General features: G+C 61.8%; 14 protein-coding genes. 12 read left to right on the forward strand and 2 right to left on the reverse strand.

Going from position 1 to position 12,820, the window contains the following annotated elements; translation table 11 throughout:
* Positions 1–192: 192 nt before the first annotated feature.
* Complete coding sequence (locus RIF72_RS04955; RefSeq protein ID WP_309073738.1) at positions 193–1,920, forward strand: hypothetical protein; 1,728 nt, start codon at positions 193–195, stop codon at positions 1,918–1,920.
* 153 nt (positions 1,921–2,073) lie between these two features.
* On the opposite strand, the gene RIF72_RS04960 is transcribed toward RIF72_RS04955, so the two are convergent.
* On the reverse strand, positions 2,074–2,259 hold the full coding sequence (locus tag RIF72_RS04960) for a CsbD family protein (RefSeq protein ID WP_026005342.1): 186 nt from the start codon (positions 2,257–2,259) through the stop codon (positions 2,074–2,076).
* Between the two features lie 108 nt (positions 2,260–2,367).
* Between RIF72_RS04960 and RIF72_RS04965 the strand changes: the two genes are divergently transcribed.
* Entirely contained in the window at positions 2,368–3,348 is a 981-nt protein-coding gene (locus RIF72_RS04965) for an SDR family oxidoreductase (RefSeq protein ID WP_309073739.1), read from the forward strand.
* Between the two features lie 26 nt (positions 3,349–3,374).
* Here RIF72_RS04965 and RIF72_RS04970 read toward each other — a convergent pair whose 3' ends face one another.
* A complete protein-coding gene (locus RIF72_RS04970; protein ID WP_309073740.1) occupies positions 3,375–4,550 on the reverse strand; it encodes a zinc-dependent alcohol dehydrogenase in 1,176 nt (391 codons plus the stop codon).
* A 131-nt stretch (positions 4,551–4,681) separates the two neighbouring features.
* Here RIF72_RS04970 and RIF72_RS04975 point away from each other — a divergent pair, with 131 nt between their 5' ends.
* From RIF72_RS04975 to RIF72_RS05020, 10 genes are all read left to right on the forward strand, one after another.
* Complete coding sequence (locus RIF72_RS04975) at positions 4,682–4,885, forward strand: hypothetical protein (protein ID WP_309073741.1); 204 nt, start codon at positions 4,682–4,684, stop codon at positions 4,883–4,885.
* A gap of 91 nt (positions 4,886–4,976) precedes the next feature.
* Positions 4,977–5,399 carry a hypothetical protein gene (locus RIF72_RS04980; RefSeq protein ID WP_309073804.1) on the forward strand — a complete coding sequence of 141 codons (423 nt, stop codon included), beginning with the start codon at positions 4,977–4,979 and terminating at the stop codon, positions 5,397–5,399.
* Positions 5,400–5,509: 110 nt separating this feature from the next.
* Positions 5,510–6,052 (forward strand): hypothetical protein, encoded by a 543-nt coding sequence (locus RIF72_RS04985; protein ID WP_309073742.1) that lies wholly within the window; start codon positions 5,510–5,512, stop codon positions 6,050–6,052.
* Positions 6,053–6,079: 27 nt separating this feature from the next.
* Positions 6,080–6,703, forward strand: a complete 624-nt coding sequence (locus tag RIF72_RS04990; RefSeq protein WP_309073743.1) for an SIS domain-containing protein — start codon at positions 6,080–6,082, stop codon at positions 6,701–6,703.
* A gap of 53 nt (positions 6,704–6,756) precedes the next feature.
* Complete coding sequence (locus RIF72_RS04995) at positions 6,757–7,416, forward strand: hypothetical protein (RefSeq protein WP_309073744.1); 660 nt, start codon at positions 6,757–6,759, stop codon at positions 7,414–7,416.
* A 91-nt stretch (positions 7,417–7,507) separates the two neighbouring features.
* Positions 7,508–8,578, forward strand: coding sequence for an alkene reductase (locus tag RIF72_RS05000; RefSeq protein ID WP_309073745.1), 1,071 nt, complete (start codon positions 7,508–7,510; stop codon positions 8,576–8,578).
* Between the two features lie 69 nt (positions 8,579–8,647).
* Positions 8,648–9,346 carry a GntR family transcriptional regulator gene (locus tag RIF72_RS05005; protein ID WP_309073746.1) on the forward strand — a complete coding sequence of 233 codons (699 nt, stop codon included), beginning with the start codon at positions 8,648–8,650 and terminating at the stop codon, positions 9,344–9,346.
* A gap of 233 nt (positions 9,347–9,579) precedes the next feature.
* On the forward strand, positions 9,580–10,581 hold the full coding sequence (locus RIF72_RS05010; protein ID WP_309073747.1) for a sugar phosphate isomerase/epimerase family protein: 1,002 nt from the start codon (positions 9,580–9,582) through the stop codon (positions 10,579–10,581).
* 3 nt (positions 10,582–10,584) lie between these two features.
* Positions 10,585–12,339: a dihydroxyacetone kinase subunit DhaL gene (gene dhaL / locus RIF72_RS05015; RefSeq protein ID WP_309073748.1), complete on the forward strand. Its 1,755-nt coding sequence runs from the start codon at positions 10,585–10,587 to the stop codon at positions 12,337–12,339.
* On the forward strand, positions 12,336–12,818 hold the full coding sequence (locus tag RIF72_RS05020) for a ribose-5-phosphate isomerase (RefSeq protein ID WP_309073749.1): 483 nt from the start codon (positions 12,336–12,338) through the stop codon (positions 12,816–12,818). Before dhaL ends, RIF72_RS05020 begins: the two co-directional genes overlap by 4 nt.
* The last annotated feature ends 2 nt before the right edge of the window (positions 12,819–12,820 follow it).

Here is a 12,820-nt window from a genome sequence, read left to right on the forward strand (position 1 = left end):
CCTTGACGGTATCCGCGCTGGTTGATGGCGATTTTGTGGAGTGCGTACAAACCCTGGTGCTTGATTTTGGTGGTGGGTGCGCGGGGCGGCTGATGCAGAAGTTACAGCTGTGAAACATGGACGTGACTGAATTGACGCGCTGCGTGACTAGCGTCGGGGTCGAGGCAAAGTCCCCGACGAAAGCGACCACGAATGAGCGACGACAAGACGAGTACCGCTACTTTGGAGCCGACGACGGCGGCAGGAACCGCCGTCGGAATCGGCGTTCCGGGCGCACCACCGCAAGGCAACGCCGACGCAATGAGTGCCGCGAAAGAGAGCTTGGAGGACTACACACTCCGGTTCGCCCCGCGTTCCTACCGGAAGTGGAGTGCCGGGGTAGTGGCGACGAGTGCACTGGGTGGCATCGCGTACTTGGCCGACTTCTCGATCGGCGCGAATATCGGCATTGCCTACGGAACCGTGAACGCGATCTTCGGCATCATCGTGGCCGCGGTCATCATCTTCGCTACGGGTTTCCCGCTGGCCTACTATGCCGCGCGGTACAACATCGATCTGGACTTGATCACCCGCGGCTCAGGCTTTGGCTATTACGGCTCGGTGGTCACCAACATCATTTTCGCCACCTTCACGTTCATCTTCTTTGCCCTCGAAGGCTCCATCATGGCCCAGGGGCTGCAGCTGGGTCTGGGTATCCCGCAGTGGATCGGTTATGCGGTCTCCACCATCATCATCATTCCGCTCGTGATTTACGGTATGAAGACCTTGGCTACCTTGCAGGTGTGGACTACGCCTTTGTGGCTGCTGCTCATGGTGGTTCCGGTGGGCTACCTGCTCCTGTCCCATCCCGAAAGCATTGACGCCTTCTTCGCTTTCACCGGTGCTTCCGGCGAGGGCGGCCCCAACCTGGCTTCGGTGATGCTGGCCGCGGGTGTCTGCCTGTCCCTGATGGCGCAGATCGCTGAGCAAATCGATTACCTTCGCTTCATGCCGCCCAAGACGGCCGAAAACAAGGGCGCTTGGTGGCGCGCGGTGATCCTTGCCGGACCGGGCTGGGTGATCTTCGGTGCCATCAAGCAGATCATTGGCTTGTTTATCGCGATCTACCTCATCGCCAAGCTCGACCCCGCGGCAGCCGCCTCCGCGAATGAGCCTGTCCACCAATTCCTGGGCGTCTACGAAGAGATGATGCCGGCCTGGCTCGCCATGACCCTGGCCGTGGTGCTGGTAGTCATTTCGCAGATCAAGATCAACGTCACCAACGCCTACTCCGGCTCACTGGCCTGGACCAACTCCTTCACGCGCATCACCAAGACCTACCCGGGCCGCATGGTGTTCGTGCTGGTCAACTTGGCTATCGCGTTGGTGCTCATGGAAGCGAACATGTTCGAGTTCCTCAACACCATCCTGGGCTTCTACGCCAACTGCGCCATGGCCTGGGTGGTCACCGTGGCCTCGGACATCACTATCAACAAGTACCTTCTGAAGATCTCGCCCAAGGTCCCGGAGTTCCGCCGCGGGATGCTCTATGCAGTGAATCCTGTGGGGTTCGTATCCATGCTCGTCTCCGCAGGGGTATCCATTGCAGTGTTCTTCGGGGCATTCGGCGCCGCTGTCCAACCGTTCTCGCCCGTCTTCGCGGTTGGACTGGCCCTGGTGCTGCCGCCGGTGCTGGCTTTGCTGACCAAGGGCCGCTACTACCTTCGCAGGACCGACGACGGAATCGATCTCCCCATGTTCGACGCCGACGGCAACCCGAGCGACGCGAAGCTGCTTTGCCACGTCACCGGGCTTGAGTTCGAACGCCCGGACATGCTCCGCTCAGCCCAGGACGGGCCCGACGGCCAACCCCAGTACATCTCATCCCTCGCCCTATCCACGGACAAGTCGGGAGAGCTGGTGCTGCCAGCCCAAAAGTAGCCCACCAAACCCAACTAGGTAGCAGATCAGGTCGTTCTGAGAGCTGAGAACGACCTTATCTGCGACTTACTTGGGTGGACGCGGAACGCCCCGGCTTCCTTTGGGGAAAGCCGGGGCGTTGTGCTCGTTCCGTGTGTGTCTCTTGCTGCGGGCTTACTTGTCGAAGGCGTCCTTTGCGGTGTCCTTCACGTTCTCGCCAGCCTGCTTGGTCTTGGCAGCCGCTTGGTCAGCGACACCTTCGGCCTGCAGTTTCTCGTTGTTGGTGGCGTCACCCAGGGCTTCCTTTGCCTTGCCGGTGACTTCCTGTGCCTTGTTGCTGATCTTGTCTCCGAGTCCCATGGGCCCTCCTTCGATGTAATCCAACACTGACGATTGCTAGGCTAGCGAGCAATTCTGGGTACTTCCTGAACACGTCCGAAGGATCGTAAGCATGCTTACACTGAGAGCATGGCTGAGGAGACCCCCAACGAAAAAACGGAGAAGACCGACCTCGACGAGGATATCGCCATGGCATTGGTGAACCACGTCATCAGCACCCCGGACGACTCCGGGGAGACGGATCCAAGGACCAAGTATCCTTCCGAAGAATTCGAGCCGCAGACCCAGGACTATCCCGGGTGGACCGAGGCCATGAATCCGCGGCCGGACCATGGCGAGCAAAGCTACGTAGGGCATCACCGCATGATGGGCATGCGGACGTTGATCACCGGTGGTGACAGCGGGATCGGCAGGGCGGTGGCGATTGCCTACGCCCGCGAAGGCGCGGATGTCGCGTTCACGTACCTGCCTGAGGAAGAACAGGACGCTGAGCAAACCGTCCAGCTCATCGAGGATGCGGGCAGCAGGGCCTTGGCCTTGCCCGGCGACTTGCAGGACGAGGAATTTTGCCAGGAAGTCATTGCCCAGGCTGTGGCCGAATTCGATGGGCTCAACGTCCTGGTGAACAACGCGGGCTTCCAGATGACCACGAGTGAGGGAATCGAGGACCTCAACAGCGAACAGTTTGATCGGACCTTCAAGACCAACGTCTATGCGCTCTTTTGGCTCACCAAGGCCGCCTTGCCGCACATGAAGCCTGGGGCCGCAATCATCAACACATCGTCCATTCAGGGCTACCACCCAAGTCCGTCGCTGATTGACTACGCAGCCACCAAGGCGGCGATCAACAGCATGACCTTCTCTCTGGCAGAGGCGCTCGGGCCAAAGGGGATCCGCGTCAACGCTGTGGCTCCGGGTCCTGTGTGGACGCCCCTTCAACCACCCACCCAGCCGGCGGAAAAGATCGAAAAGTTCGGCCAGGACACCCCGCTGGGCAGGGCGGGGCAGCCTGCCGAACTCGCCGCCACCTACGTTCTGCTGGCAACGGAGGAATCCAGCTACATTTCCGGCTCAGTCATCGGTGTGACCGGCGGAAAGCACCTGGCCTAGGCTGCGGGTTGAGGGGCCGGCCTTTCTCAGGGCTTTAGTACCACTTTGATGCAGCCATCCTGCTTCTTCTGGAACTTCTCGTAGAGGGCCGGGGCCTCATCCAGTCCCCCCGTGTGGGTGACCAGATGCATGATCCCCAGCGGATCGGCGTCGTCCTCTACCAGGGGGAGTAGATCGTCGATCCAGCTGCGAACATTGCACTGGCCCATACGAAGCTGGATTTGCTTGTCGAACATGGTCATGAGCGGCATGGGATCGGCTTGGCCGCCGTAGACACCACTCAAGGAAACCGTCCCGCCGCGTCGCACCAGGTCCACGGCTGTGTGCAGTGCGGCGAGTCGGTCAACGCTCATGGTTTCCATGGCTACTTGAGCGGGCTTGTCCGGCAACAATGAGACGGCCCTGTGAAGGAAGGATGCCACGGGGGATCCGTGAGCTTCCATGCCCACGGCGTCCACCACGGAATCGGGGCCGCGGCCGAGAGTCTGCTCGCGGATTTGGGAGGCGACGCCGGAACTGTAGTCCATGGTTTCTACGCCGTGTGTCTCCGCCATCGCGCGGCGTTCCGGGACTGGATCCACGCCAATCACCCGGAAGCCCTTGTGGATGCCTATTCTTGCAGCGAATTGGCCCACGGGACCCAGCCCGAGCACGGCAAGTGTGCCGCCATCCGGCACCTTCGCGTACTCCACTGCCTGCCATGCTGTGGGCAGGATGTCGGAGAGGAATAAGTAACGCTCGTCCGGTGCGTCCGAGTCGATTTTGACGGGACCGTAGTCAGCGAAGGGAACGCGCAAATACTGCGCCTGCCCGCCGGGGACGGAGCCGTAAAGTTCGGAGTAGCCGAAAAGTGCCGCCCCTGATCCTTTCGCTGTCACTTGGGTGGTTTCGCATTGGGATTGAAGGCCTTGGTTGCACATGTAGCAATGACCGCAGGAGATGTTGAACGGCACCACCACACGGTCGCCCTTCTTTAGCCGGTGGACTGCGGAGCCTACTTCTTCCACGATTCCCATGGGCTCGTGCCCGATGATATCGCCCTGGTGCATATAAGGGCCCAGCACTTCGTAAAGGTGAAGGTCTGAGCCGCAGATGGCCGTGGACGTGATCCGGACGATCGCGTCCGTGGGTTCCTGAATGGAGGGATCGGGTACGTCTTCGACGCTGACTGAGCGCCGGCCTTGCCATGTCACTGCTTTCACGATCGGTTCTCCCTGCGTTTCGGCTGGGTGGGTCCCTCGCTGCTGGAGACCCTCCCAGCGAAGCAGAGATGGTGCAGGTGCACAAGGCTGCCGGCCTCGACACCGCCAGGGGGCAGGCCTAGATTGAAGCTATGAGCGAAGAACCGAGCGAAGCTGAACAGAGGCCTTCCGAAGCCTCGGAACCCGAGATGCCTGCCGCCGTGGAGCCAGACAACGATGCCGCGGGCACGGGTGACTTCACCACCGAATTGGACCCCACCTTCATTCCGGACGAAAGCGCTGAGACCCCGGAAGAGGAGCGCGCCAGGGAGCATCCGGAGGCCACCGGAAGCTGAAACTAGTAAGTACCCTGATTGTTAGTGTTAAGATGGTGGAGGGAGAGAGTTTTCGGGCAGAGCTGACCGAGGAGTGATCGCGTTGTCCACCATGAAGAACCCGCTGGTTGCCGGGGGAGTACCGCATCTACCTGCGAAGGCGCTGAGCTGCACCAAATGCCGGACGAGTTATCGCCTGAGCTTGAAGACCATCGAATCCATCGAACCGCATGCGGGCGAATTGATGGTCTGGGTTGCCTACAACTGCTTGGGCTGCGAGGCATCTTATGCTCACAACGCCGCGTTCCGGGACGTTGCCGCCGTCCTTAACAGGAACGGAACCGTGTCCGGCTTGCTCCAGTTCGGTGGGGCATATTTTCACTGCGGCGAGCCCATGACTTTTGCGACATCCTCTGCTCGCAGCGTGTATGCCCCCATGACAACCGACGACGTGGATGACAGCCTGCTGGAGGTGTATCTGCAGACCCGGGTCATCCAATGCCGGTGCGGCTTCCGGATGGAGCTGCCCGCCTGAGAGCCCGGAATCGTTTCGAGGAAGCCTGATCGGGGTACAGGTCAGGTACCAAGCACAGCGCGGGCCTCGAGCGGCGCCCACAAAAGCCGCTCACCAGGGAGGTAATGCACATGGATACAGGACAACTGGTACTTATCATCGTGCTGGCCGTCGTCGTCATCGCCGCTGTGATCGTTGCGGTTGTCATTGGGCGCCGCAAAAAAGCAGAGGTCAACCGTCGTCGCGCGGAGGAGTTGCGCGAGAAGGCAGCTGAAGAAGCTATTGGTGCACACCAAGCGAAGGCCGAGTCAGCGCAAGCCGAGGCCGCCGCGCTGCAGGCGGAAGTCGAGGCCAACCGACTCCGCAAAGATGCGGAGAATCACGCGCACAAGGCAGGCGAAGCTCACGAGCGGGTTGAAGAGCACCTTCGCCGTGCCGACAAATTGGACCCGAATTCGAACCCGGACAGGTCGAATGCTGCGGACAGGAACAGGGATGGCGAGAGGGGCCGTCCGGCGGACGCAGATGGCTCACGTGAAGTAGATGGCTCACGTGAAGTAGATCGCTCACATGAAGCAGATCACAACAGGTCCGATATCGCCGAGGGTGAGCGCCTTACCCGGGACCGCAGCGGGCGTGACGGCTCAACGCGTGAGGGCGACAGGAACCTGTAGTTCCAGGGGAGGATCGGAGGTAGGGAAGTGAGTATCGTGGTGAGGCGAACAGGCCAGGCACTGCGGTCGACCGAAAAGAAGCCGAACCGGCATGCAGTCGACGTGGTTCTAGGACACTTAGGCGAGATCGGCCCAGCCGTTGCGGCCCTCCGCCGCGAGTCTTCACGGCTGGCCGAATGGGGCGAAGAACTGGCCCGTGTCAGGCTGCGCGGAGGCAGCGTCTATGCCGCGGGCAGCGACGGATCCTCGCACGAAGCGCAAAGATTCACGTCCGAGCTGAACGCCCACGATCCCACGAATGGATCCGGGTTTAAAGCCATCTCCATCAAGGGCGCCGATCCCAAGGGAGACGGGGCGGGCCGGAGCATCAGCAGCCAGGTATCGGACAAAGTGCGTCGTGGTGACATTGTGGTGTTGCTTGCCGCAAAAGGCATCACCGACGATCTGCGGGAGGCCGCCACGGCCGCGAAATCCAAGGGCGCTCGCGTGTGGGCCCTCACCGGTAAAGAGTCCAAGGACTTGGCCCACGCGGTCAACGAGGCAATATGCATCGACACTGATCCTCCCCATGCCGAGGAAGCGCACCTCGTGGCTGTGCTGGCCCTATGCGAGTGTTTCGACGACGCCCTGAGGACGATCAATCCGGAGTAGCTGCTTGCGTGACCATCACAGCTTCCTTGCACCCGTGTGTCACTGTGTTGTTCGTGAAGAATATTGTCATTGCCTACTTCGCCATCTTGGCGCTTTCTGGACTGGTCACGTTGAGCCTGCTAGGGGCGTCACTGCTCCAAAACCGGGATCCCCTTGGCGTCCCGGTCTTAGCCATCGTGGTGAGCGGGTTGCTGCTGACCTTCATCCATGGAGCGATCGCTGACCGCAAGGTCCAAGCGCAACGCGCAGATGCGGCTAAAGCACATACCTTCAGGGCCACCACAACAACGAGTTCCGCTGAATATGGGTACTCGCCCGCTGTTGTCTGGTCGGCCATCCGGCCCGCAGAGGCAGCGATGGAGGGGAACGATGTGGCGCACGCCTTCGCGGTGCCGGCCATCCCTGACGGGCCAGGGGAACGGCAGTGTTTTTTCGGCTGGAACGGCAGTGTTTCGATGATTGAAGTCATTGAGGAAGTGCCCGAGCGTTTCGCCGTTACCCAGGTGCTTTTTCCTCCCGGTGACGTCTCCACAAAGATGGTGTACCGGCTCGAACCGACCACCCTCGGTTGCAGGCTGACAATTGAAACCATTGAAGAGACTCCTGACTACCTGACTCCCAATCAAGCGGCAATGCAGCAATTCAGCGATTCATTTCTTCACAACCTCGAACCGCTGCTGCAGAAGCGGGCGCTGGAGGAGGTACGCGAGTAGCCTCCTGTGTGATGTGCGCCTCTTTTGGAATAGTTGCAGACGCTATGCAGTTGCTCAGGATGAACCTGATTCATTCTGAAAGGAACTGCGCATGCTGTTTTCCCCACTGGCCCTCGGCGAACTTGAACTTTCCAACCGACTGGTGATGGCGCCTTTGACCCGTCTCCGCGCAGGTCAGAACGGCGTGCCAGGTTCATTGATCGCCGAGCATTACCGCCAGCGGGCTTCCCTTGGGCTGATCGTCAGCGAAGGAACGTACCCGACGCCTGCGGGCCAGTCGTACCCGGGACAGCCGGGACTCGTCACGGAGGAGCAAATCGCTGGCTGGAAGAAGGCCACCGATGCGGTCCACGCTGAGGGCGGACGCATCTTCGCGCAGATCATGCACGGCGGCCGGGTTTCGCACGCCGACATCACCGGCGGCCACGAGATCGTGGGCCCTAGCGCTGTCGCCATCGACGGCGAGGTTCGCACCCCCAACGGCAAACGGCCCTACCCGGTACCGCGTGAACTCCGCACCGACGAACTCCCGGGAGTCATCCAGGAGATCGTCACCGCCTCCAAAAACGCGATCGAGGCAGGTTTCGACGGCGTTGAGCTCCACTCCGCCAACGGGTACCTGCTGCACGAATTCCTTGCACCCAACTCGAACGTTCGCACCGACAGCTACGGCGGCTCCCCGGAGAACCGGGCCCGCTTCGTGATCGAGACCGTCAACGCAGTGGTCGAGTCCCTCGGTGCCAACCGCGTAGGAATCCGCATTTCCCCGGAGCACAACGTGCAGGGAATCGCCGAAACTGACGCCGCTGATGTCCGGGCAACCTACGAGGTGCTGGTGGAAACCATCGCTCCACTGAACCTGGCCTACCTGAGCATCCTCCACCACGACCCCAATAGCGACTTGGTGCAGGACCTGCGCGAGCGATTCAACGGCACGTTCCTGGTGAACACCGGCTTCAGCGAAATCACCACCCGTGACGAAGCCTTCGCGATCATCGAAGACGGCCTCGCCGACGCCGTAGTGGTGGGCCGCCCCGCCATTGCCAACCCGGACCTAGCCCGCCGCTGGCGTGAAAGCCTGCCGCTGAACGAGCCGGATGCTTCCACCTTCTATGCCGACGGCGCCGAGGGGTACACGGACTACCCGTTCTACGCGAACTAAAGCCATACAAATCTCCGACGTCGGCACTCGCCTGAGTGCCGACGTCGTGCGTTCCTATAGGATTTGGACATGGCTGATCCTTCCCCGTCCGTTGTCCGCGCAGGCTACCCTGTCAGCCGGCAAGTGTTGGCCGACCATGTCTACGAGGCCCTCCTCGAGTGGCTCATGGATGGTCGGTTGGAGCCGGGGGCAGCAGTGAGCATCGACGGGATGGCGAGGGAGCTCGATGTTTCGCCGACTCCGGTGCGGGAGGCGTTGGCCCGTTTGGAGCACACCGGCATGGTGCGGCGTGTCGCTTTGAAGGGCTATCGGGTGGCTCCGGTTTTCACGCGCGAGGATTTCGCTGAGCTCATGGAAGCGCGTTTGTCCATTGAGCCGGTCAATGCACGGTTGGCCTGTTCGCGTATGACGCCCGACGGCCTCGAAGCATTGAAGCAAGCTGTTGAGGACCTGAAGACTGCTCCGCGGGGAGGTACCTTCGCTGAGTATCGCAGCTACCTCGAAGCGGATGAACGCTTCCATCAGCTCATCGCCGCGCAGGCCAACAACCAATTCCTGCTGGCGGCCTACAACACCCTGGGTGGACAGATCCAGCGCTTCCGATTGTTCGGGGGAGTGGGAATCACCGATGCCGAACAGGCAATTGCCGAGCACCAGGCCGTGCTCGAAGCCATTACCAGCGGCGACCCCGAGAAGGCCGCGGCCATGATGGTGGATCACGTCGAGAAAGTTCGCGGCCGGGCGATGGCAGACGCGCCGGAGGACTAGTCCCGACGCGCCCGTTTGGGCGTCGCGCCCTTTCGCGCCGAACGCATCAGTGGTTATGGGGGCGATCGACGGCTATTGGTGCGCCCTCGCTGACAACCACCCAGCGGATCGGTGACCCCCTTCACACCCATATGTAAGACATATAGGATCTAGGAAGTTTCGCAAAAGGGTTGACAGCTTCGCTCGGTTCGTAAATCCTATAGGAAACAGGATTCCACGAAGGAGTGATCATCATGGCGTACACCGCCGAGAATTGGCCCATCACCGCGGCCCTCCTGCAGTTCCCCGGCACCGACGCTGCGGGGCAGCACGTCAACGACGCCGACGCTTCCGTTTGGGCGTCCGTTCTCCAGGAAGTGAAAGAGGCCGGGTTCGCAAACGCAGACCTCACAGACAGCTGGGTCCGCCCGGGCGATCTCAGCAAGGAACGCCTCGCCGAGTTCAAGCAGGCCGCCGACGAGGTGGGCATCGGCGTACCAGTCATCTCCGCTATTCGCCGCAGCGTCATCCATGCCACTGATTGGGCCGACAACCTCGCCTACAGTCACCGCACCATCGACGCCGCTGCCGAGCTGGGTTGCGAAGTGGTGTCCTTCGGACTGCACCAAGCGATCACGCCGGAGCAGCAGAAGCAGCTGTGGTTCTGGACCGTCGAGGGCTACAAGGACCCCGTGGGTGACAAGGAAGCATGGGGCAACGCAGTTTCCCGGATCCGTGAGCTCGGAAAGCATGCAGCAGAAGCCGGCATCCTGATCTCGCTGGAAATGTACGAGGACACTTACCTTGGGACCGCTGATTCCTCCGTGCAGCTGGTCCAGGACATCGGCTTGGACAACGTTGGCCTGAACCCGGACCTCGGCAACCTGATCCGCCTGCACCGGCCTATCGAGGACTGGCGCGAAATGGTGGCGAAGACCCTGCCGTACTCCAACTACTGGCACATGAAGAACTACATCCGCGACGAAGACGTGGCCCGCGACAGTTACATCACCATGCCGGCCCCCATGGAAAGCGGGCTCATCAACTACCGCGAGGCGTTCAAGGTTGCGCTGTCCGTCGGCTTCCAAGGCATCCTCTGCACAGAGCACTACGGCGGAGACGGGTTGAGCGTCACGGCCAGCAATCAGGACTACCTTCGCCGCCATGTCCTGCCGAAAACCGAGGGCTATGAGCTCGGCAAGAGCGAAGTCGCCCAGGGACGCCAGGTACCGGTAACCCAGCTCGCAGGAGTCTAGGAAATGACACAGATTTTCGACAACCCGGCAGATTTTGCCGATGAAGCGCTAAACGGTTTTGTAGCTGCCAACCGCGGCTACGTCGCCCGAGTGGACGGCGGTGTGGTCCGCTCCACGGAGGTCCCCTCCGGCCAGGTGGCCCTGGTGGTCGGCGGCGGCTCGGGACACTACCCGGCTTTCGCCGGACTGGTAGGCCCCGGACTTGCAACTGGATCAGCCTGCGGCAACATGTTCGCCTCCCCGGCAGCCGGCCAGGTCTATCGGGTTGCGAAGGCGGCTAACGCCGGCGGCGGAGTCCTGCTCAGTTACGGCAACTACGCCGGCGACGTCCTGCACTTCGGCCAAGCACAGCTCAGGCTCAACGCCGAGGGTATCGAAACCCGAACCGTCACCGTCACCGATGACATCGCCAGCGCGCCGATCGAGCAACTGGAGAAGCGCCGTGGAATCGCAGGCGACCTGACAGTGTTCAAGATTGCCGGTGCCGCCGCAGAAGCGGGACTGGACCTTGACGACGTCGAGCGGTTGGCCATCAAGACCAACTACCGGACGCGGTCGCTGGGTGTGGCCTTTGACGGCTGCACGCTCCCAGGCGCCAAGGATCCTTTGTTCCACGTTCCTGCCGGGCAGATGTCGCTGGGCCTCGGAATTCATGGCGAGCCTGGAATCTCGGAGCACCCGATGCCCACTGCTTCAGAGCTGGCGGAGCTGCTGGTCACCAAGCTGCTAGAGGACAAACCTGAGGACGCCGGGGGCCGGGTGGTGGTTATCGTCAACGGCCTTGGCACGGTGAAGTATGACGAACTCTTCCTGCTGTTCGGCAAGATCGAGAAGCTTCTCAGCGCTGCGGGCCTCACCGTGGTGGAGCCCGAGTGCGGTGAGCTGGTGACCAGCCTGGACATGTCCGGACTATCCCTGACGTTGCTGTGGTTGGACGAAGAACTTGAGCAGTACTGGGCTGCGCCCGCCGACACTCCAGCGTTCCGCAAGGGCAGCATGTCACCTCGCGCACCTCGCGCTGAGGCAGCAATCGACGACGCCGAAACCGCCGACGTCGAACAGCCCACCCCGGCAGCCGCTGAACTCGGGCGGCAGGCCGTGGCCATCCTCGCCCAAGTGCGTGACGTCGTCGTCGAGCATGAAGAGGAACTCGGCAAGCTGGACGCGATCGCCGGTGACGGTGACCACGGCATCGGCATGCGGCGCGGCGTGGATGCGGCAGCCGCAGCCAGCGAGGCTGCTGAGGGTTCTTCAGTAGCGCGCATCCTGACGGCAGCCGGGGAAGCCTGGAGCGAGCGGGCCGGCGGGACGTCCGGGGCGCTTTGGGGTTCCGCAGTGATCGCTGCCGGGCTGTCGCTGGGCAACCGTGAAACGTACACCTCGGAGGACGCGGCGGCCGCCGTGAAGGCCTTTGCCCGCGCGATTACCGAACTCGGCAAAGCCGATCCCGGGGACAAAACCATGGTGGACGCGCTCCTGCCCTTCCGGGACACCTTCCTGACAGAGCTCGACGGCGGAACTCCGGTTGATCGGGCCCTGGCAGTTGCCGCTGCGGCAGCTGAGTCCGCTGCCGCGAAGACAGCTGAACTTCGCCCGCTGAAGGGCCGTGCACGTCCCCTCGCGGAGAAGAGCATCGGCCACCCTGATCCAGGCGCAGTGTCCTTTGGCTTGATCGCCACCAGGATTTCCCACTTCATCGATTCACAACTGGCCACCGCATCTTCAGCGGCAGCAGCAGGAAACGGAGCCCAAGCATGAGCAACAACCAAGGCTGGCGCATCATCGTCGGCAATGACGAAGCCGGTGTCGAGTACAAGCAGGCCCTCGTTGCCTTGCTGGAAGCAGACCCGCGTGTGGCCTCGGTGACGGACGTCGGCGTCGGTTTCAATGACTCCACCGCCTACCCGCATGTCGCCGTCGATGCCGCCCGCAAAGTCGCAGTTGGGGAAGCAGACCGGGCATTGTTGATTTGCGGTACGGGACTGGGGGTGGCCATCGCGGCCAACAAGGTCCCCGGAATCCGGGCCGTCACAGCCCACGACAGCTACTCCGTTGAACGGTCCGTGCTGAGCAACAACGCCCAGGTCCTCACTCTCGGACAGCGGGTGATTGGCTTGGAACTGGCCAAAAAGCTCGTAGGGGAGTGGCTCGACCACCGCTTCGACCAAAGCTCATCTTCCGCCGCCAAGGTGGACGCCATCTGCTCGTACGAGCCCGACTACACGAAGGCAGTCTGATC

It is taken from the genome of Paenarthrobacter sp., assembly GCF_031180005.1.
Lineage (GTDB): Bacteria > Actinomycetota > Actinomycetes > Actinomycetales > Micrococcaceae > Arthrobacter.